Below are 19,658 nucleotides of genomic sequence, written 5' to 3' on the forward strand. Positions count from 1 at the left end.
CGGATCACCTCGTTCGCGCCGGAGAATTTGATCCTCCGCATCCGCGCGGAGGATACTCTGTGGCGAGGGCGCGCTTGGAGCTCGAAGCTGGAACCGTCGTTGCGAACCGGTATCGCATCATCCGCCAGCTCGGCCGCGGCGGCATGGGCGAGGTGTTCGCCGCGGAGAACATCCGCACCGGCCGCCAGGTGGCGGTCAAGCTCCTGCGCGCCGAGTCGAAGGCCAAGTCGTCCGCGGCCGAGCGGTTCCGGCGCGAGGCGCGCGCCGCCGGATCCATCAACAGCGATCACGTCACCGAGATCCTCGACGTCGAGGAGGACCCCGAGCACGGCATCGTCCTCGTGTTCGAGCTGCTCGAGGGCGAGTCGCTGATCGATCGGCTGAAGCGGACGGGACCGATCGATTTCGAGGAGCTTCACCCGATCATCGAGCAGGTCTGGATGGGGCTCGCCGACGCGCACCGCGCCGGGATCATCCACCGCGATCTGAAGCCGTCGAACGTGTACATCGAGGCGCGCCCCGACGGGTCGAGGCGGGTCAAGATCCTCGACTTCGGCATCTCCAAGCTGCCGAAGGAGATGGGAGCGGAGACCCTGACCGAGATGGGCCAGAGCCTGGGCACGTTCTCGTTCATGCCGCCCGAGCAGATCGGCAAGGCGAAGACGGTCGACCACCGCGCGGACATCTACGCCTGCGCCACGATGATCTACCAGTCGATGAGCGGCCAGCTGCCTTACCAGGCGCGCAACCTGCTCATCATGGTCGAGATGAAGCAGAAGACCGACGCGCGGACGCTGGCCGAGGCGATGGACGGGCCCGTCGACCCGCGGCTCGAGGCGTTCCTCGCGAAGGGGCTGGCGCGGGAGCCCGCGGACCGCTTCCAGAGCGCGCTCGAGGGGCTCACCGCGTGGCGGGAGCTGCGGCCGGCGAGGAGCTCCAGCCATCCGGTCAGCGGCTCACCCATCTCCACGCTGCCGGCAAGCAGCGCCTCCGGCCATGCGCGCAGCTCGCCCATCCCGCCGGCGCACCCGAGCTACAAGCCCCCGTCCTCCGGCGCGGTCAAGCTCCCGGTGCCGCCGCTCGACCCCATCTTGATCCGCACGGCGACCGACCCGGGGGCGCAACCGCGGGTCGAGACCGTGGTGCGCCCGCACGGCGAGCCTGAGCGGCCGGCCCGCCCTGTCGGGGAGCCGCCGCTCACGCAGAACGAGGGCCAGCTCCCGCCGTACATGCCCGGCGGGCGCGCGCCGGGCGGGCAGGCGGCGGTGACGCCCGTCCAATGGACCGGCCCGAACGGCACCATGGTGCTCAACAACGCGGCCCGAGAGCTCGTGCCCCCGCTCGTGTCCCACCCCGTGACGCCGCGGACGCTCCCGGATTTCTCCGAGGACAGCTCGGGCGGGTCGACGACCGGCCAGGGGCCGACGCTCGTCTACAAACCCGTGCGGCCAAGCATGGACTCGGCGAGCCTGGGGCCCACCGCCGGTGCGCCAGAGCCGATCGAGCAGCGGCCTCCGGCGCCGCCGCCGGCGCGGACGCTTCGAACCATCGTCTATGTGCTCGCGGCGATCCTGTTCGCCGTCGTGGGCTTCCTCCTCATGGGGTATGCCCTCGAGTACCTGGACATGCCGAAATAGGCCGCGCGCAGCGGCTCCGCGTCGGACGTGCCGCTCTCCAGCGCGCGAGCGCGCCGCGGCCGGCGCGGCTCACAGCACCGCGTCCGCGGCGCGGCCCTGGGCCGGCGAGCGCCCGGCGGGCAGCGCGATCCGGAACCGCGTTCCCCCCGCCTCGCGCGGCTCGCACGAGATCGTGCCGCCGTGCGCCTCGATGATGTCCCGCGTGACCGCGAGCCCGAGCCCCGTACCGCGCTGCTTCGTCGTGAAGAAGGGGTCGAAGATCGACGCCCGCAGCTCCTCCGGCACGCCGGGGCCCGTGTCGTCGACCGCGATGGTCGCGGCGCCGCTCGAGAAGCTGACGCTCACGACGATCTCGCCGCCCTTCGGCATCGCCTCGCGCGCGTTGCGGAGCAAATTCAGGAGCGCCTGACGGATCTGCGACTCGTCGAGGAGGATCTCGGGCCCCGCCTCCTCCACCTCGACGCGAACCGCGACGCCGGCGCGGTCGAGCTCGGGCCTCACGAACGCCACCAGCTCCTGCACCAGGTCGTCCACCCGCTCCGGCTCGAGGCGCGGGCGGGGGCGGCGGGCGACGCTGAGGTACTGCTCCGCGATGCGAGACAGGCGGTCCACCTCGGCCCGGATGGCGGTGACGAGCTGCGCCGACTCCTTCATCACCGGCCTGAGCGCCGCGTCAGGGGTGTCCGCGGCGGAGGCGCGCGCCACCTCCTCCTCGAGCAGCTCCAGGTTCAGCCCGATCGACGACAGCGGGTTCCTGATCTCGTGCGTGACGTGCGCGGCCATCTTCCCGATCGCCGCCAGCCGCTCGGCGTTCACGAGCTCGGCGCGCGCGCGGCGGATCGCGGCGACCATGTCCTCGAACGTCGTCGCGAGCTCGCCGATCTCGTCGTTCGTCGCGAGCGCCTGCTTCGGGGTGAGGTCGCCGCGCGCGACGGCGTTGGCCCGCTCGGTGACCGCGGTCAGCGGGGCGAGCACGCGCCGCGCATACAACGACATCATCACGCCGACGAGGAGCGTCAGCACGCCGAGCCCGACGAGCAGGTGCATCGAGCGCTGCTCACGCAGCTCCGCCTCGTCGGTGAGGCTCTCCATCTGCTCCTCGACGCGGCTCCTGATCGCCCGCAGCCGCTGGGCGCCCTCGACCTCTCGCTTGACCAGCTCGTCGCGCGTGCGCTCGGCGAGGTCGCGATCGCCGACGGCGAGCGCCTGGAACAGCTGCGCGAACCGCTCCGGGCTGGCGCCGACGAGCCGCTCGATCGCCGCCACCTCGTCCGCGACCTCGTCGCTGAACCGGCGGACGCCGGACGACGCGGCCGCCTGCCCGACGCGGGCGTCCCCGCCGGTCGCCTTCTCATCCGCGCCGGCGAGCGCCCGGGCGGCGTCCTTGACGATCGAGAACGCGAGCGGACGGGTCCGCCTCGCGGTCTCGATCCACTCGCGCACGTCCCCCGGGTTCTTCGCGGCGGTGATGTGGTTGAGCTGGGCGTTGAAGACGTTCTGCTCGGCCAGGACCTCGCCGATGCGGAGCAGCAGCGGGACGTACCCGGCGCGCAGCAGCTGAGCGTCGCGCGAGGCTGCCCGCAGCGCCTGGACGCTCCAGCCGACGGTCAGCGCGAAGGCGGCGAGCACCACGAGGTAGCTCGCGAGCAGCCTCCCCGCGACCGTGCGCCGCTTCTGGGGCGCGCGCTCCTCCGGCCCCGCGGCGCCGCCGCGCGCCTCGTCCGCGGCTGGCGGCGGCGGCGCGCTCATCGCGGCGCGACGGCCCGCGCGACGAGGCTCGCGAGGTCCTCCGCCGGCTCGCCCTGCGTCCTGAAACGCCGGAGGCTCTGCGCGCAGTGCGTCACGAGCAGCCCGCCGCCGAGCGCGCGGTGCTCCGCGATCCTGGCGTCGGCGATGGCGGCGGACGACGCGGGACGCGTGGCGGGCAGGAGGCCGCCGCCGCCGCTGCAATCGGCGTGCTCGCGGCGGTGGATGAACTCCTCCGGCGGGCGCCCCGTGATGCGGGCGAGGATCTCCCGGGGCGCGTCGTAGCGATCGAGGCCGCGCCCGAGCTGGCAGGGATCGTGGTAGCGCACCCGCCGCTCCGACGCCGATCGCTGCAGCCTGTCGAGCGACGAGCGCGCGAGATCGACGAACAGCTCCGGGGCCTTCACGCTCACCCCCACGCGCGGGTACTCGACGCGCACGGCGCGCGCGCACCCGGGATCGACGGCGACGAAGCGCCCCCCGGGCGCGACCTCCGCGGCGAGCCGCCGCGCGGCGGCCTCGAAGCCCGGGCGATCGCCGGCGTACAGGAGCGGCAACCCGCAGCAGGCGCGCACCGGGCGGGTCGGGGCGCCCGCCAGCGCTTCGGTCGCGTCGAGCGCGTCGCGGGCGACGTCCGGCGCGTGACGTTCGTAGCCGCAGCCGAGCAGCACGTGGACCGCGTCGGGCGCGGCCGATCGAGAGCGCGCGTCGAGCTCACCGGCGCGGCCCGCCTCGCGGGCCGCGAAGCGCTCCGCCACGCGCCTGGCCCCCTCCGGCGCGAGATCGCGCGCGAAGAGCTCCGCGCGCGCGTCCGTCAGCACGGTGGCCACCTCGTTCTTGTGATCGCAGCGCTCGCGGCACCCGAAGCACGCGGAGCACGCCCAGGCCGGCTCCGCGTGGCCTGCGTCGAGCGGCACGTCGCCGCGCGCGGCGAAGTACGCCATCGACATCTTCCCCCAGGGCGTCACCGTCTCGTTCGCCTCGACGTTCGACACGGGGCAGGCGGCGCGGGAGAGCTTGGGGCAGTAGACGCACTTCTCGAGCGACGTCCGGTGCGGCTCGAGGAGCTTCAGGCGGAGCTGGGACACCGTTCGAGTCTCTCCATCCGGTGCGCCTCGCGCAAGCGGCGGGAGCGCGTCAGGCGCCCGAGCCGTTGCTGGACGAGCGTCGACCCCGCTCGTTCACGGGGGTGACGGAGGGAGCTGAGCCCGCCGGCCTGCGGCGGGGGATGCCCTCGTGGACGACCGGCGCGACGCTCGCGCCCGCCTTGGTCGCCGGGCTGCCGTCCGTCGACACCAGCTGGGGCTGCCCCCCTGCGGTCCCGGGAGACCGCGACGGCGCGCTCTCCTGGGGCAGGCGGATGGTGAACTTCGCGCCCTTGTCGGACGACGCGACCGTGATCGTCCCGGCGTGCTCGTCGACGATCTTCTTCACGATCGCGAGCCCGAGGCCGGTGCCGCCGCGCTTGCCGGAGGTGACGAACGACTGGAAGAGGCGGCCCTGGATCTCCTTGGGGATCCCCTTCCCGGTGTCCGCGACGCAGATCGCGAGGTCGCCCCCGTCGCGGTAGGCGCGGATCGTCACCGTGCCCCCGCCTGGCCGCATCGCCTCGACCGCGTTGCGGACCAGGTTGTGCAGGAGCCGCGTCATCTTCGCCTCGTCGAACCGCGCGGTCCCTCGGTCCTCGAGCTCCAGGGAGAGCGAGACGCCGGTCCCGGCGAGCTCGTGCTCCAGCTGCTTCTCGATGTCGCCGAAGAACTTGATCAAGTACACCTTGCGCACGAGGATGCTCCGCTCGCCGCGCGCGAACTCCAGCACCTCGCGCTGCATCGCGCTGATGACGTCGAACTGCTTGAGGATCAGCCGCGCGTGGTCCTCCCTCGTCGCCGCGTCGGGAGCGCCGGCCATGAGCTGGACGTAACCGCTGATCACCGTGAGCGGCGTGCGCATGTCGTGCATCACGCCCGAGAGCAGGCGCCCGATCGTGGTGAGCCGCTCGCTCTGCTCCCGCTCGAGGCGCGACCGGAACAGGCGCAGCGCGGTCGACGCGTTCGCCGACACGAGCCGCAGCAGCGCGCGATCGTCCTTCGAGAAGCCGTGGGGGTTCCTGGAGTTGTAGAGGGCCATGGAGCCGATCGGCACCGCGTCCTCGCCCTCGAGCGGCACGGCGATCGCCGTCCTGAGCTCCGCGCCGACGAGCTGGGCGAGCCGCGGCGACACGAGCGTGTCGTCCGGATCCCGGCCCCCGCCCTCGCGCGAGAAGCACACCGCCTCGTTGTTCACCATGGCGCGCCCGACCACCCCTTCGCCGCGGCGCATCGCGATGCGCTTCACCGCCGGCCTCGGGGGGGCCCCGCTCACGACGCCCTCCGGCTCCTCTTCGAGGGCGGGCGCGCGGGGCGGCGCGCTGCCCCCGTCGAACGCCGTGAGATCGAAGAAGTAGAGGAACAGCCCGCCCTCGATCTCGTCGACGAGCATCCCCCCCGCCCGCGCCTCGCACGCCCTGCCGGCCTCCGTGATGACCGCGCGCGCGAGGTCCTCCATCGTGGTCGCGCGGCCCATCGCGCTCTCGAGGTCGAAGAGCAGCTTGAGGTCGCTCACGCGGTGCTCGAGCTGCTCCTTGGTCTCCACGAGCTGCGTGTTCTTCTGGATCACCGAGAGGAACAGCCGCGAGTTGTCGATCGAGACGGCCGCCTGCGTCGCCAGCGCGCTCAGGAGCTCCTCGTCGTGGACCGAGAACTCCCCTTCCCCGTGCTTGTTCAGGACCTGGATGACCCCGATGGTCCGGCCGACGTGGTTCTTCATCGGCGCGGCGAGGATCGAGCGGGTGCGGTACCCCGTGACCTCGTCCCAGTCGCGCTGGAACCGGCGATCCCGGTAGGCGTCCTTGACGCGGACGGTGCGCCCCATCTTGGCGACATGGCCCGCGATCCCCGCGCCGACGGGCAGCTCGATCGCGCGCGCCTCCTCGCCGATGACGATGCGCGACAAAAGCCGCTGCCGCTGCTCGTCGAGCAGGTAGAGGGTGGCTCGGTCCGCGTCGAGCAGCTCGGTGATCTTGTTCAGGATCAGCGCGAGGAGCTGGTCGAGATCCAGGGTGCTGCCGAGGGCCAGCCCGACATCCCGGAGCGCCCGCACCGTCTTGTCGGCGTGGGCGAGGCGCGCCTCGAGCTCCTGGTTGCGAGCCTGCAGCGCCTTCGTGCGTTGTTCCGCCTTCGCGGTCACCAGAAGACGCTAACACGACTTCGCCCGGAGGAGCGCGCGCGCGGGCCCCTGCGCGGGCCGTTCGCGCGATAGATAGAGAGCGCTCCCGACGACCGCCGGGAACGCCCCTAGGACGCGCCGCTACTGGTTCATGCTCTCGAGGAATTCCTGATTGGTCTCGGTGCGGCTCACCTTGTCCAGGAGGAATTCCATCGAGTCGATGACGTTGAGGGGGTGCAGCAGCTGGCGGAGCAGCCACACGCGCTGGAGGATCCACTCCGGCAGCAGCAGCTCTTCCTTGCGGGTCGCGCTCTTGTTGATGTCGAGGCAGGGGAAGATCCGCTTCTCCATCAGCTTGCGATCCAGGTGGATCTCGCTGTTACCCGTGCCCTTGAACTCCTCGAAGATGACCTCGTCCATGCGCGAGCCCGTGTCGACGAGCGCGGTGGCGACGATCGTCAGCGAGCCGCCCTCCTCGACGTTGCGCGCGGCGCCGAAGAACCGCTTCGGCTTGTGCAGCGCGTTCGAGTCGACGCCGCCGGAGAGGATCTTGCCGCTCGGCGGGACGACCGTGTTGTACGCGCGCGCCAGGCGGGTGATCGAGTCCAGCAAGATCACGACGTCGTGCTTGTGCTCGACGAGGCGCTTCGCCTTCTCGATCACCATCTCGGCGACCTGCACGTGCCGCGTCGGGGGCTCGTCGAAGGTCGAGCTGATCACCTCGCCCTTCACGGTGCGCTGCATGTCGGTCACCTCCTCCGGGCGCTCGTCGATGAGCAGCACGATCAGCGTCGTGTCCGGGTGGTTCGCGGAGATGGCGTTGGCGATCTGCTGGAGCAGCACCGTCTTGCCCGCGCGGGGCGGCGAGACGATGAGGCAGCGCTGCCCCTTCCCGATGGGGCAGAGCATGTCGATGATGCGGGTCGAGAAGCTCTTCGTCCCGTTCTCGATGTTGAACTTCTGCTGCGGGTAGAGGGGCGTGAGGTTGTCGAACAGGATCTTGTCGCGGGCGACCTCGGGGGGCTCGCCGTTGATCTTGTCGACCTTGAGCAGCGCGAAGTACGCCTCGCGCTCCTTGGGCGGCCGGATGGAGCCGCTCACGCTGTCGCCGGTGCGGAGGTTGAAGCGCCGGATCTGGGACGGCGAGACGTAGATGTCGTCCGGACCCGGCAGGTAGTTGTAGTCCGGCGCCCGGAGGAAGCCGAAGCCGTCGGGCAGGCATTCGAGCACACCCTCGCCGTAGACCGGCTGGTCCTGCGCCGCGTGGGCCTGCAGGAGAGCGAAGATGACCTCCTGCTTGCGCAGCCCGGCAGCGCCCTCGATGTTGAGCCCCTTCGCCATCTGGACGAGCTCGGCCATCGGTTTCTGCTTCAGTTCCCTGAGGTGCATGAGTCGGAAAGCTCCAGGATGCGACGGCGCGTGCCCTGTCAAGGGCGTGGAGGCCGTCGGTCGTTGGTTTTTTGTTGGGGGGGACTAGCGGGTCGGACCCGAGGCGGGGCCGAGCATGTCGTCGATGTCGGCGGGTCGCCAGAGGGAAGAGGGCTCGCCTCGCAACCGGCGCCCCTCACGTTCATGTCGCTCGATCGGCGGGCTGTGCTTGCCGATCGGGCGGCGACTCTATCAAGCGCGTCTGCTCTGTCAATGCGCGGCGGGGGGCACGGACGATGCGCGCGCGTCGTGGGGCGCGCCACGGATACAGGGCGCCCGCGCCGTCCGTACGAAGAACGACGCGGGCGAACTGCCCGTGGCTCCCAGGTGTTGCCTGAAGTTGCCTCCCCCGGAACGCGCGGCTAAGTCAAGCTGGTTCCATGGGGCTCAAACAGGTTCAGCTGTTCGTCCGCGGTCGCGTCCAGGGCGTCTTCTTTCGTGCCTCCACGCAGCGCGAGGCCAAGCGGCTCGGCCTCACCGGCTGGGTGAAAAACCGCTCCGACGGCAGCGTCGAGGTCCTCGCCGAGGGGGAGGAGGACGAGCTGAAGGAGCTCATCGCCTGGGCGAACCGCGGCCCGAGCGCCGCGCGGGTCGAGCGCGTCGACGTCCGGTGGCGCGGCTTCTCCGGCGATTTCTTCGACTTTCGCATCACGGATTGAGGCGCTTGGCACGGCACACGACGGATCCGAGGGGCGCAGGCGCGCGATGGGCGCGGCGACGCACGCCGGCGTGCGCGTGGCTCGTCCTGATTGGCCTGCTCGCAGCGGCGCCGCTCGCGACGCCTCCGGCGCGCGCCGCCGGCGAGCGCGACGCCGGCACTTCCGCGCCGGCCTCCTCCGCGCTCCCTGAGCTCCCGCGCCTCGCCCCGATCGCCCGCCCGGAGCCAGACATCGCCGCGGTCCGCGAGCTCGACCGGATACTCGACCAGATCACGTCGGAGGACGCGCGCTCGCGGGAGGACGCCCGCGCGGCCCTCGATGAGCCGATCCCTGGCATCGTCGATGCGGTGCGGCTGCGCGTTCAGGACATCCGCGGCTCGCTCGATCGGAGCGCGGCGCCTCGCGTGCTCGCGGACGCGCGCAGAGAAGGCCGCAAGGCCATGAAGGGGGAGGGCGAGCGCGACGGCAACCGGAAGAAGACCGCAGACGCGAAGGCCGACAAGGGCGCGAAAAAGGGCGCTGGCGACGCAAAGAAGGGCGCTGGTGACGCAAAGAAGAGCGCCGGTGACGCGAAGGACGCAAAGAAGGACGCGAAGGCCGACCAGGGCGCGAAGAAGGCCGCCGGCGACGCGAAGGGCGCGAAGAAGGACATCAAGGCCGACCAGAGCGCCAACAAGAAGGGCGCTGACGACGAGAAGGACGAGGGGGACTGGCTGGATTTCATGCTGGCCGTGGCGCGGCCGCGGGACAGCGCGTGGCGCGACGTCGTCAAGCTGCTCGCGATGGAGCGGATGCTCGTCGCTGCAGGCACGACGCCTGCGGTCCGCGAGCTCATCGCGCTGCACGCCTATTTCGGCGAGCTGCTCCGCATCGATCTCCAGCGGCAGGTGGCCAAGCTGCGCGACAAGGCGGTCCCCGCGCTGATCGAGGCGCGCCAGCACGACGCCAAGATCGTCCAGCGGTGGGCCAACAAGCAGCTCGACCTGCTCGGCCGGGCGATCCCCGGCGAGGCGATCGCGTCGAATGACACGCAGATCCTGGCCGACGTCCTCCGCGCCTACGGCCGCGTCCGGGACGTGGACGCCATGCGCGTGATCCTGAGCTTCTGCAACAGCGACCGCGCGCGGCTGCGCGACGCCGCGCGGGAGGCGATCTCCGCAATCGGCGAGCCCGGCATCTGGCAACTCCGCGACGCCTACCTGGACCTCACCGGCGCGAAGCCGCCGCGCGAGTGGTCGTGGGACCGTGTCGCGCGCGAGCTCTTCGGGACGTACGATCGCGCGCGCCTCGCGGAGGTGTACAAGCTGATGGACGAGGGCGTCGCCGCGGCGAGCGCGGGCAAGCCCGCCGAGGCGACCGACGCGTTCGACAAGGTGCTCGCCCGCGCGCCGCTCTTCGAGCGCCGCAAGGAGATGGTGGACGCCTACGTGGAGCGGGCGAAATCGCTGCCTGCCGACCGGCGCGACGACGCGCTCGCCATGCTGCGCAAGGCGCTGCGCCTCGACGCGCCAGGCGAGCGCGCGAAGAAGATCGAAGCGGAGATCGCCTACCTCGAGGGCGCGCTCCTCATCGAGCGCGGCACGCCGGACAAGTTCGTGCTGGAGCGCGCGATCGAGCTCGACCCTTCCCACGCCGACGCGAGGGCTGCGCTCACCTCCCTCGGGGACAAGGTCGCGGAGCGGAAGAGCCAGACGAACCGCCACATCGCCGCGGGAGCCGTAGGTCTGGCCGCGGTGCTCTCGATGTTCTTCATCGCCCGGCGGCGGAGCGCTCCGTCGCCCGCTCGAGCGCAAGCCGGCACCGTTCCTGCGCACCCGCCGGCGTCTCCTGCCTCGGCGCCGCCCCCTTCGCAGCCGACCGCATCACCGACCTCGGCGCCGCCCCCTTCGCAGCCGACCGCATCACCGGCCTCGGCGCCGCCCCGAGGGCAGGACAGCGCCGCTCTTCCGCAGCCCCAGACGTCTCCCGAGCCGGCCCCGGCCGCCATTTCGAAGGCGGACCCCGACTTGCCAGCACAGCCTATCGAGGAGGCGGAATCGCGGAGCGACGACGCCCCTGAAGCCGGCGCGCACGACCGCTGAGCCGTCGCGAGCACCAGGCCCACGCAGCGGTCGGTCCCCGAGCGCCGGCCGGGCTCACAACGCAGAAACGCCGGGCGAGCTGAGCGCTCTCCCGGCGTCCTGTCTGCGACTGCGCCGGCGCCGCGCTGCGCCGGCCTGGTTCCGGCTCAGCCGGCGGTCGTCGCCGGGGTGGCCGGCTCCGCCGCGGCGACCGGCTCGGCGGCCTGCGCAGGCGCGTCCGCGACCGGCGGCGCGTCGACGAACTCGATGAGGCTCATCTGCGCGCAGTCACCGCGGCGCGGACCGAGCTTGATGATCCGCGTGTAGCCGCCCGGCCGCCCCTCGAAGCGCTTCGAGAGATCGATCATCACCTTCGCGATGATGTCGACCTTCTTGCCGTCGGTCGCGACCCCCCAGCGAGGGATGTAGCTGCCCACCAGCCGCTCGGCGTGGAGACGGCGCGCTCTGTCGCCGGGGCTGAGCTCCCCGTGCGCGGTGTACGCGACCTTGCCGAGCCGCGTCGCCTTGGTGATGAGCCGCTCGGCCACGCGCCGCAGCTCCTTCGCCTTGGCGTCGGTCGTCTCGATCCGCTCGTGGGTGATCAGGTTCGCCGTCAGGTTGCGAAGCATCGCCCTGCGGCTGGAGGTATCCCGACCAAACTGCCTGCCCGCTTTCTTGTGACGCATGACGTTCCCTCAGTACCGACTCACGCCTGCGCCTGCTGCGCCTTCCAGCGCTCGAGGAGCTGCGGCCAGTTGTCGATCTTCATCCCGAGCGAGAGCCCCATGTTCGCGAGGATCTCTTTGATTTCCTTCAGCGACTTGCGACCGAAGTTCTTGGTCTTGAGCATGTCCTGCTCGGTCCGCTGCACGAGCTCCCCGATGAGCGTGATGTTCGCGTTCTGCAAGCAGTTCGCGGAGCGGACGCTCAGCTCGAGCTCCTCGACGGAGCGGAACAGGTTCTCGTTGAGCGGCTCGTCGTCGCTCATCACCGCCTGGTAGCTCGTCTCCTCGCTCTCCTCGAAGTTGACCCAGATGGAGAGCTGCTCCTTGAGGATCTTCGCGGCGAAGGCGACCGCGTCCGCCGGCGAGACGGACCCGTTGGTCCAGACCTCGAGCGTGAGCTTGTCGTAGTCGGTCACCTGCCCGACGCGGGCGTTCTGCACGGTGTAGTTCACCTTGCGGATCGGCGAGAACAGCGCGTCGATCGGGATCGTCCCGATCGGCATGGTCGGCGTCTTGTTGCGCTCGGCGGGCACGTAGCCGCGGCCCACGTTGACCGTGAGCTCCATCGAGAGCGGGCCCTTCTTGTCGAGCACGGCGATGAGGTGGTCGGGGTTGAGCACCGACAGGCCATCGACCAGCTGGATGTCGCGCGCGTACACGGGCCCGGGCCCCTCGCGATCGATCCGCACCGAGTACGTCTTCGGGGTGGCCGCCTTGAAGACGACCTCCTTCACGTTGAGGATGATGTCGCTGACGTCCTCGACCACGTCCGGCACGGTGGTGAACTCGTGCAGCGCGCCCTCGATGCGGATGGCCGTCGCGGCCGCCCCCTGGAGGGAGGAGAGCAGCACGCGGCGCAGCGAGTTGCCGATCGTGATCCCGAAGCCGCGCTCCAGGGGCTCACACGTGAACTTGGCGTAGAACTGGGTCCCGCTCTCCGCGTCGATCGAGATGCCCTTCGGCCGGATCAGGTCGCGCCAGTTACGGGCGATCATCGTGAGGTTCGGGTTGTTCATCGTCATGGCGATCTCCTTCCTTCATGAGGTTTGCGCGGAAGTCTCACGCCGTGGCCGCACTCGGCCGATCGGCGCCGCCTCCTGCCCGCATCCTAGGCTCCATGCCCCCGCGCGCGAGCGCGGGACGGCGGCGCCGAGGGGAGCCCGCAGCGAGCGAGCGCGCCCTGCAAGGTGCGCTCGCGACGCCGCCCTCCTCCGCGCCGCACTCGCGCGATCAGCGCGAGTAGTACTCGACGACGAGCTGCTCGCGGATCTCCGGCTCGTTGAGATCCTCGCGGATCGGCGCGCCCTTGATCGCGCCGGTGAACGCCGCGCGATCCACGTCGATCCAGCTCGCGACCGGGCGCTTGTCCGCGCCGCCGACGGAGGCGAGGACGCTCTTGAATTTGCGCGCCCCCTCGGTGAGCTCGACCCGGTCACCCGCCCGAACGACGTAGCTCGGGATGTCGAGCCGCTTGCCGTTCACGTGCACGTGCCCGTGCCGGACGAGCTGGCGCGCCTCGGCGCGGGACGAGCCGAAGCCCATCCGGTGCACCACGTTGTCGAGCCGCCGCTCCAGCAGCCCGAGCATCTCCTCGCCCGTCCGGCCCTTGCGCCGGTTGGCCTCCTGGAAATACCCGCTGAACTGCCGCTCGAGCACGCCGTAGATGCGACGCACCTTTTGCTTCTCGCGCAGGCGCACCGCGTACTCGCTCAGCTTGATGCGCCCCTGGCCGTGCTGGCCGGGGGGATACGGGCGCCGCGTGTACGCGCACTTCTCGGAGTAGCACCGCTCGCCCTTGAGGTAGAGCTTCATCCCCTCGCGGCGGCAGAGCTTGCAGACCGGACCAATGTAGCGAGCCATCGTGAATTACCTCAAACCCTGCGCCGCTTGGGCGGCCGGCAACCGTTGTGGGGGATCGGCGTGACGTCGCGGATCAGCGTCACCTTGAAGCCAGCGGTCTGGAGCGCGCGGAGCGCACTCTCACGCCCGGCCCCCGGCCCCTTCACGAACACGGCGACCGAGCGCATCCCATGCTCCTGCGCCCGGCGCGCCGCCTCTTCCGCCGCGAGCTGCGCGGCGAACGGCGTCGACTTGCGCGATCCCTTGAAGCCGCGAGCGCCAGCGGACGACCACGCGATCGCGTTGCCGTTGATGTCCGTGATCGTCACGACCGTGTTGTTGAAGGTCGACTGAATGTGCGCGATGCCCGCGGAGACATTCTTCTTGACCTTCTTCTTCTGCTTGGCCTTCGTGGTACTGGCAGCCGTCTTCGCTTGCGCCATGGCGTCCTAATCCCCGCTCGTCACTTGGTCGCGGCAGGACGCCGCTGCAACATGCCCTTGCGCGGTCCCTTCCGGGTGCGCGCGTTCGTATGCGTCCTCTGCCCGTTCGCCGGGAGCCCGCGCCGGTGGCGGAGCCCCCGGTAGCAGCCGAGGTCCATGAGCCGCTTGATGTTGAGCTGCACCTCGCGCCGCAGGTCGCCCTCGACCTTGTACTCGGCGTCCAGGAGGTCGCGGATCGCCTTCACCTCAGCGTCGCTGAGCTCGTCGACCCGCTTGTTCTGCGGAATGTTGGTCTTTTCGCAGATTTGCAAGGCGAGAGTCCGCCCGATACCGAACAGGTACGGCAGGGCGTAGGCGACATGCTTCCGACGCGGGAGATCGACACCAGCGATACGAGCCATGGTTACTCCAAACCGAAACGAGGGCGGGCTTCCGCCGAAAGAGCTAGTTCCCCTGGCGCTGCTTGTGGCGGGGGTTCTCGCAGATGATTCGAACGACACCACGCCGCCGGACCACCTTGCACTTGTCGCAGATCTTCTTGACGCTCGGGCGCACCTTCACGGGGAGCCTCCAGATTCCTCAAAAAACTACGTTACTTATGCCGGTACGTGATCCGGCCTCGGCTCGGGTCATACGGCGAGACCTCGACGGTCACGCGGTCGCCCGGCAGGATCTTGATGTAGTACTGCCGCATCCGGCCGCTGATGGTCGCGAGGACGCCGAGGCCGTTGTCCGCCTTCACGCGAAACATGGCGTTCGGCAGGGCCTCTTGAACCACGCCGTCGAACTCGAGCTTGTCGCCCTTCGGTTCTTTCGGCGGTCTGGTCTGATTCTTACGCCTCATTCTCCACCCGAGCCCGGCCGGCCAATGGCCGACAGCACCCTGTGCGTCACTTCCTCAGGCTTCCCGACTCCATCGACGCGATGCAGCAGCTTCTTCTCCTCGTAGAACGGAAGAAGGGCGGCCGTCATCGCCTCGTAGGCGTCGAGACGCTTTGCAACAGCCTCGGGCCGATCATCGGCCCGATGCTCTAGCTCCGCACCGGGGGGCGGCGGATTATAGACGAGATGATATATCTGTCCACTGCGTTTGTCAGTTCGGCGGTGGATCAGCCGTTCCTCGAGCAGGGGACGCGCCACGTCCAGCTGGATCACCGCATCAATCCGCCTGCCGTCCTGGTTGGCCAGGAGCTCGTCGAGCGCGTCCGCCTGAGGCACAGTCCTGGGAAATCCGTCCAGCAGGAAGCCATCACTGCAGTCGGGCTCGACCGTCCTGCGCGCGATGAGGCCGATGACGGCCTCATCCGGCAGGAGTCCGCCAGAGTCCATGATGTCCAGATAGCGCTTCTCCAAGGTCCCCGACCGCTTCGCCTCGCGCAGCATGTCGCCGGTCGAGATTTGCGGGATGCCGAAGCGTGCGCACAGCAGCTTCGCCTGCGTACCCTTCCCAGCTCCAGGAGGCCCTACCAGAACCAAGATCATTTGCCCTCCATCACGCTTCCGGGAGCCTGCGGCCCCGGATGCGGGTGGCACCGGGGCCCGTCAGCCCCTCGTAGCTCCGCGTGATCAGGTGCGCCTCCAGCTGGTTCACGGTGTCGAGCGCGACGCCGACGACGATCATGAGCGACGTGCCTCCGAAGCCGAAGGGAACACGCAGCAGGTTGCCGACGATCGAGGGCACCACGCACACCGCGGCGACATAGAGCGCGCCGCCCACGGTGATCCGCTGGATCACGCGGTGAATGTAGTCCGCCGTCTGCTTGCCTGGCCTGATCCCGGGGATATTTGCCTGTTGCTTCTTCAGGTTCTCCGCGACGTCCACCGGCTGGAACGTGACGTTCGTGTAGAAGAAGCAGAAGAAGATGATGAGCAGCGCGTAGCCGGTGTTGAAGACCCAGTCCCCCCGGTTGATGATCGCCTGAATCTGCTCGGCCCCGGGGACGTTCATGTTCGCGAGCGTCTGCGGGAACATCAGCAGCGACGACGCGAAGATGGGGGGGATGGTGCCGGACGTGTTCACCTTCAGCGGCAGGTGCGCCGTCTGCCCGCCGTAGACGCGACGACCGACCTGGCGCCGCGAGTACACGATCGGGATCTGACGCCTGCCGTTCTCGAAGAAGGCGATGATGGCGATGACGAACACGATGAACGCGACGGTCGCGGCCATCGTCAGGGGCTGGAGATCGCCGGCGTTCTGGGCGAAGTAGTTGCCGATCTCCTCCGGGATGCGCGTGACGATGCTCGCGAAGATCAGGAGCGAGACGCCGTTCGAGACGCCGCGCTCCGTGATCTGCTCGCCGATCCACATCAGGAACGCGGTCCCGGTCGTCAGCGTGATGACCGTCATCAGCTGGAAGCCGATGCCGGGGTGGTTCACGATCCCGGCCCCGGTCTCGCTGCTCGACAGGCCCTCGAGCATCTTCGCGATCGAGAAGGCCTGGAACAGCGAGAGCGCGACCGTGCCGTACCGCGTGTACTGATCGATCCGCCGGCGCCCCTGCTCGCCCTCTTTCCGCAGCTCGTCGATGGGCTTGTAGACCATGCCCATGAGCTGCATGATGATCGAGGCCGAGATGTACGGCATGATCCCGAGCGCGAAGATCGACAGGTTCTCCAGCGCGCCGCCCGAGAACATGTTGAAGAAGCTCAGGAGGCCGCCGGACTGCTTCGCGACGTACTGCCGCATCGCGTTCCGGTCGACGCCCGGCGTCGTCACGAAGACGCCAACCCGGTAGACCGCGAGCATCACCAGGGTGAAGATCACGCGTCGCCGGAGCTCGGGGATCTTGTGGAAGTTGGTGATTCCCGCGAGGCTGGCCATAGGCGATCCTGGACTCCGGCTTGGTGGGTGCGCGTGCGCGCTGACTACGAGGACGAGGAGTCCGTCGAGTTGCCCTGGGGTGCAGGCGCCGCGAGCACGACCGCCTTGCCCCCCGCCTTCTCGATCTTCTCGACCGCTCCCTTGGAGAAGCGGTGCGCCGTCACCGTGAGCTTCTTCGTGAGCTCACCGTCGCCGAGGATCTTCAGCACGTCGAACCGCCCCTGCACGAGGCGGCGCTCGTGGAGCGCGATCAGATCGACCTGGGCGCCATCATCGAACGCCTCGAGGTCGCCGACGTTGACGTTGACGACGATGTCCGCGAGCGGGTTGCGGAAGCCACGCTTCGGGAGGCGACGCTGGATCGGCGTCTGCCCGCCCTGAAAGTGCTTCTTGTTGATGTTGCCGCCGGCCCGCGCCTTCTGCCCTTTTTGTCCGCGGCCAGACGTCTTGCCGACGCCCGACCCCACGCCACGGCCAACGCGGAGCCTCTTGGTTACGGCGCCTTCAGGGGCTTGGAGCTTAGAAAGAATGTCCATGTTTCACACTTCCGTACGCGGCGACTCCGCTGGAATGACGATCTCGCTTCTCAGGCCTTCGACGAGGTCGCTCCGTCGGCGACCTCCTCGACCTCGACGAGGTGGAGGACCTTCTTCACCATGCCACGGAACGAGGGCGTGTTCGCGACGACCACCACGGACCCCGGCCCACGCAGGCCGAGCCCCTTGATGATCTTGCGGGTGTGCTCGACCTGGCCGATGTTGCTGGCCTTCTGACGTACCCGGAGCTTCACTGCGAGCCTCCTTCACCGCCGCCGCTCGGTGCACCACCGCCGCCGCCCGGCTTCCCGGGGGGCGGCGCCACGCTCGCGCGCCGTCGACCCGCGGTGTTCGTGCTACCGCGGCGCTGGTAGTCGAGCGAGTCGAGCTGCATCGACCGCTTGCCGGCGACGCTCTCCGGGCTCTTGAGCCCACGGAGCGCCGCGACGGTCGCGTGCACGACGTTGTGCGGGTTGCTCGTGCCGAGCGACTTCGACAGCACGTCGTGGATCCCCGCCGACTCGACGACGGCGCGCACCGCGCCGCCCGCGATGACGCCCGTCCCGGGGCTGGCCGGCTTCAGCAGGACCTTGCCCGCCCCGACGTGGCCGAACGAGTCGTGCGGGATGGTCACGCCGTCCAGGGGAATGCGGAACAGGTTCTTGCGAGCCTGATCGTTCCCCTTGCGGATGGCCTCCGGCACCTCGTTGGCCTTGCCCAGGCCGATGCCCACGTGCCCCGCTTCGTCGCCCACCACGACCAGCGCCGAGAAGCTGAAGCGCCGGCCGCCCTTGACGACCTTGGCGACGCGGTTGATGTGGATGACTCGCTCTTTCAGCTTCTCTTCGTCGACATGATCGAACGCCATAACCGTCCTCTATCACGTTCTCCGCCGCGGCAGTTGACCGCGCCCGCCGCCCTCACCATCAGGGCAGCGGCTGTGGGAGTCAGAAATCGAGACCTGCCTCGCGCGCCGCCTGGGCGAGGGCGCTGACGCGCCCATGATACAGATAGCCGTTGCGGTCGAAGACGACCTTGCCGATCTGCCTCTCCTTGCAGATCCTCGCGATCAGCGCCCCGACCTTCTTCGCCGCCTCGACCTTGTTGTCCTCGTCGAGGGAGCCCTTGAGGTCCTTCGACAGCGTCGAAGCGTGGGCGAGGGTCTTGCCGCTCACGTCGTCGATGACCTGCGCGTAAATGTGCTTCGAGCTGCGGAAGACGCTGAGGCGCGGGCGCTCCGGCGTCCCCTCGACCTTCTTGCGGATGCGGAGCTTCCGGCGCTCCCGACCGACGATTTTCATGCCCATGACCGTCTCGTCCCTCGGTGCAGCGGCGTCGCCGCCGCCGCTCGCCTTTACTTCTTGCCGCCCTTGCCGGCCTTGCCAGCCTTCTCCCGCACGCGCTCACCGCGGTAACGGACGCCCTTGCCGCCGTACGGCTCCGGCGGCCTGAAGCCACGGATCGTCGCGGCCGTCTGCCCGATGAGCTCCTTGTCCGCGCCCGTCAGGACGAGGACGGTGCCCTTCGAGTCCGCCGGGATCGTCGCCGTGAGCCCCGTCGGCACCGGGAACGTCACCGGGTGGGAGAAGCCGAGGGCGAAGTTCAGCGTCGTGCCCTTGAGCTCGACGCGATAGCCCGTCCCCTTGAGCTCGAGCGTCCGCTCGTAGCCCTCGGCGACGCCCTTCACCATCGCGGCCACGAGCGCCCGCGTGAGGCCCTGGAGGCGCGACCCGTCGCGCCCCGGCGCCGCCGAGCTCACGTGCAGCTTGCTGCCCTCGAGCTTGACGTCCACCTTGTCGGTGATCGCGCGGGAGAGCTGGCCCTTCGGGCCCTTGACGTCGATCTTCCGGCCGTTGACGGTCGCGGTGACCCCCTTCGGCAGGTCGATCGGGCGCTTGCCGACGCGCGACGTCTTCGGAGCGAGCCGGCTATCACCGTTCGCGGGCTGGGCTGCGTTCGCCTGAGCTTCCATCACCACACCTCGCAGATCAGCTCGCCACCCATCTTGAGGCGGCGCGCATCCCTGTCGCTCATGAGCCCGCGGGACGTGCTCAGGATCGAGATCCCGAGACCGCTGAACACGCGCGGGATCCTGTCGTGACGCACGTACACGCGGCGCCCGGGGCGGGAGACGCGGCGCACGCCGTCGATCGCGCTCTGTCGATCGCGCCCGTACTTGAGCACGATCGTGAGCTTCTTGGGACCCTCGCCCTCGGTCTCGCGCACGTCGGCGATGAAGCCCTCGGACTTGAGGATCTCCGCGACCGCGGCCTTGATGCGGCTCGCGGGGACCTCGGTCCGGTCGTGCCGCGCGAGCGCCGCGTTGCGAATGCGGGTCAGCATGTCGGCGATGGGATCGGTCATCATAGAATCACCAGCTGGCCTTGATCACACCAGGGAGCTCACCACGGAGCGCGAACAACCGAAGGCAGACGCGGCAGAGCTCGAAGTCGCGGTAGTAAGCGCGCGCGCGCCCGCACACCTTGCAACGGTTCTTGTGCCGCGTAGAAAACTTCGGCGGACGGTTCAGCTTCGCAAACTCTTTTGCACGGGCCATCGA

At 69.6% G+C, this 19,658-nt stretch carries 22 protein-coding genes and 1 pseudogene; 3 read left to right on the plus strand and 20 right to left on the minus strand.

Annotation, left to right across the window (positions count from 1 at the left end; all coding sequences use genetic code 11):
- Positions 1–74 precede the first annotated feature (74 nt).
- Positions 75–1,637, plus strand: coding sequence for a serine/threonine protein kinase (locus tag WMF27_RS39790; protein ID WP_437763679.1), 1,563 nt, complete (start codon positions 75–77; stop codon positions 1,635–1,637).
- Between the two features lie 69 nt (positions 1,638–1,706).
- Here the strand turns inward: WMF27_RS39790 and WMF27_RS39795 are convergent, their stop codons facing one another.
- The 4 genes from WMF27_RS39795 to rho all read right to left on the minus strand — a co-directional run bounded on the left by WMF27_RS39795 (position 1,707) and on the right by rho (position 7,976).
- Complete coding sequence (locus WMF27_RS39795; protein WP_437763678.1) at positions 1,707–3,386, minus strand: ATP-binding protein; 1,680 nt, start codon at positions 3,384–3,386, stop codon at positions 1,707–1,709.
- Positions 3,383–4,471 carry a (Fe-S)-binding protein gene (locus WMF27_RS39800; protein WP_437763677.1) on the minus strand — a complete coding sequence of 363 codons (1,089 nt, stop codon included), beginning with the start codon at positions 4,469–4,471 and terminating at the stop codon, positions 3,383–3,385. The genes WMF27_RS39795 and WMF27_RS39800 overlap by 4 nt, the downstream gene beginning before the upstream one ends.
- Before the next feature lie 49 nt (positions 4,472–4,520).
- A complete protein-coding gene (locus tag WMF27_RS39805) occupies positions 4,521–6,608 on the minus strand; it encodes a GAF domain-containing protein (RefSeq protein WP_437763676.1) in 2,088 nt (695 codons plus the stop codon).
- Positions 6,609–6,728: 120 nt separating this feature from the next.
- On the minus strand, positions 6,729–7,976 hold the full coding sequence (rho, locus tag WMF27_RS39810; protein WP_012240541.1) for a transcription termination factor Rho: 1,248 nt from the start codon (positions 7,974–7,976) through the stop codon (positions 6,729–6,731).
- Between the two features lie 419 nt (positions 7,977–8,395).
- Here rho and yccX point away from each other — a divergent pair, with 419 nt between their 5' ends.
- Both yccX and WMF27_RS39820 read left to right on the plus strand, forming a co-directional pair.
- Complete coding sequence (yccX, locus tag WMF27_RS39815; protein WP_012240542.1) at positions 8,396–8,674, plus strand: acylphosphatase; 279 nt, start codon at positions 8,396–8,398, stop codon at positions 8,672–8,674.
- Positions 8,675–8,679: 5 nt separating this feature from the next.
- The gene (locus tag WMF27_RS39820) at positions 8,680–10,755 is read left to right on the plus strand and encodes a hypothetical protein (RefSeq protein ID WP_437763675.1); all 2,076 of its coding nucleotides are present in this window, start codon (positions 8,680–8,682) and stop codon (positions 10,753–10,755) included.
- Between the two features lie 146 nt (positions 10,756–10,901).
- On the opposite strand, the gene rplQ is transcribed toward WMF27_RS39820, so the two are convergent.
- From rplQ to WMF27_RS39900, 16 genes and pseudogenes are all read right to left on the minus strand, one after another.
- Positions 10,902–11,420 (minus strand): 50S ribosomal protein L17, encoded by a 519-nt coding sequence (gene rplQ, locus WMF27_RS39825; protein ID WP_437763674.1) that lies wholly within the window; start codon positions 11,418–11,420, stop codon positions 10,902–10,904.
- Positions 11,421–11,440: 20 nt separating this feature from the next.
- Positions 11,441–12,481 carry a DNA-directed RNA polymerase subunit alpha gene (locus WMF27_RS39830; RefSeq protein ID WP_020740962.1) on the minus strand — a complete coding sequence of 347 codons (1,041 nt, stop codon included), beginning with the start codon at positions 12,479–12,481 and terminating at the stop codon, positions 11,441–11,443.
- Between the two features lie 208 nt (positions 12,482–12,689).
- Positions 12,690–13,319: a 30S ribosomal protein S4 gene (gene rpsD / locus WMF27_RS39835; RefSeq protein WP_272102129.1), complete on the minus strand. Its 630-nt coding sequence runs from the start codon at positions 13,317–13,319 to the stop codon at positions 12,690–12,692.
- An 11-nt stretch (positions 13,320–13,330) separates the two neighbouring features.
- Positions 13,331–13,741, minus strand: a complete 411-nt coding sequence (rpsK, locus tag WMF27_RS39840; protein ID WP_437277599.1) for a 30S ribosomal protein S11 — start codon at positions 13,739–13,741, stop codon at positions 13,331–13,333.
- Positions 13,742–13,761: 20 nt separating this feature from the next.
- A complete protein-coding gene (gene rpsM / locus WMF27_RS39845) occupies positions 13,762–14,142 on the minus strand; it encodes a 30S ribosomal protein S13 (protein ID WP_437763673.1) in 381 nt (126 codons plus the stop codon).
- Positions 14,143–14,185: 43 nt separating this feature from the next.
- Positions 14,186–14,302, minus strand: a complete 117-nt coding sequence (rpmJ, locus tag WMF27_RS39850; RefSeq protein WP_012240549.1) for a 50S ribosomal protein L36 — start codon at positions 14,300–14,302, stop codon at positions 14,186–14,188.
- 31 nt (positions 14,303–14,333) lie between these two features.
- Positions 14,334–14,585, minus strand: coding sequence for a translation initiation factor IF-1 (infA, locus tag WMF27_RS39855; protein WP_012240550.1), 252 nt, complete (start codon positions 14,583–14,585; stop codon positions 14,334–14,336).
- Complete coding sequence (locus WMF27_RS39860) at positions 14,582–15,223, minus strand: adenylate kinase (RefSeq protein WP_437763672.1); 642 nt, start codon at positions 15,221–15,223, stop codon at positions 14,582–14,584. The genes infA and WMF27_RS39860 overlap by 4 nt, the downstream gene beginning before the upstream one ends.
- A gap of 10 nt (positions 15,224–15,233) precedes the next feature.
- Positions 15,234–16,562, minus strand: coding sequence for a preprotein translocase subunit SecY (secY, locus tag WMF27_RS39865; RefSeq protein ID WP_437763671.1), 1,329 nt, complete (start codon positions 16,560–16,562; stop codon positions 15,234–15,236).
- A gap of 44 nt (positions 16,563–16,606) precedes the next feature.
- Positions 16,607–17,098, minus strand: coding sequence for a 50S ribosomal protein L15 (gene rplO / locus WMF27_RS39870; protein WP_012240553.1), 492 nt, complete (start codon positions 17,096–17,098; stop codon positions 16,607–16,609).
- Between the two features lie 50 nt (positions 17,099–17,148).
- A complete protein-coding gene (rpmD, locus tag WMF27_RS39875) occupies positions 17,149–17,352 on the minus strand; it encodes a 50S ribosomal protein L30 (RefSeq protein ID WP_437295775.1) in 204 nt (67 codons plus the stop codon).
- Between the two features lie 134 nt (positions 17,353–17,486).
- A pseudogene (gene rpsE, locus WMF27_RS39880) lies at positions 17,487–17,966 on the minus strand (30S ribosomal protein S5); the annotation flags it as partial.
- A gap of 79 nt (positions 17,967–18,045) precedes the next feature.
- Positions 18,046–18,405 (minus strand): 50S ribosomal protein L18, encoded by a 360-nt coding sequence (gene rplR, locus WMF27_RS39885; RefSeq protein ID WP_437763670.1) that lies wholly within the window; start codon positions 18,403–18,405, stop codon positions 18,046–18,048.
- Between the two features lie 47 nt (positions 18,406–18,452).
- Complete coding sequence (gene rplF / locus WMF27_RS39890) at positions 18,453–19,070, minus strand: 50S ribosomal protein L6 (RefSeq protein WP_437763669.1); 618 nt, start codon at positions 19,068–19,070, stop codon at positions 18,453–18,455.
- A complete protein-coding gene (gene rpsH, locus WMF27_RS39895; protein WP_012240558.1) occupies positions 19,070–19,465 on the minus strand; it encodes a 30S ribosomal protein S8 in 396 nt (131 codons plus the stop codon). The genes rplF and rpsH overlap by 1 nt, the downstream gene beginning before the upstream one ends.
- Before the next feature lie 4 nt (positions 19,466–19,469).
- Positions 19,470–19,655 (minus strand): type Z 30S ribosomal protein S14, encoded by a 186-nt coding sequence (locus tag WMF27_RS39900; protein ID WP_012240559.1) that lies wholly within the window; start codon positions 19,653–19,655, stop codon positions 19,470–19,472.
- Positions 19,656–19,658 lie beyond the last annotated feature (3 nt).

Origin of the sequence: Sorangium sp. So ce281, from assembly GCF_051527395.1 — a bacterium.
In the GTDB taxonomy this organism is placed as follows: domain Bacteria; phylum Myxococcota_A; class Polyangia; order Polyangiales; family Polyangiaceae; genus Sorangium; species Sorangium cellulosum_B.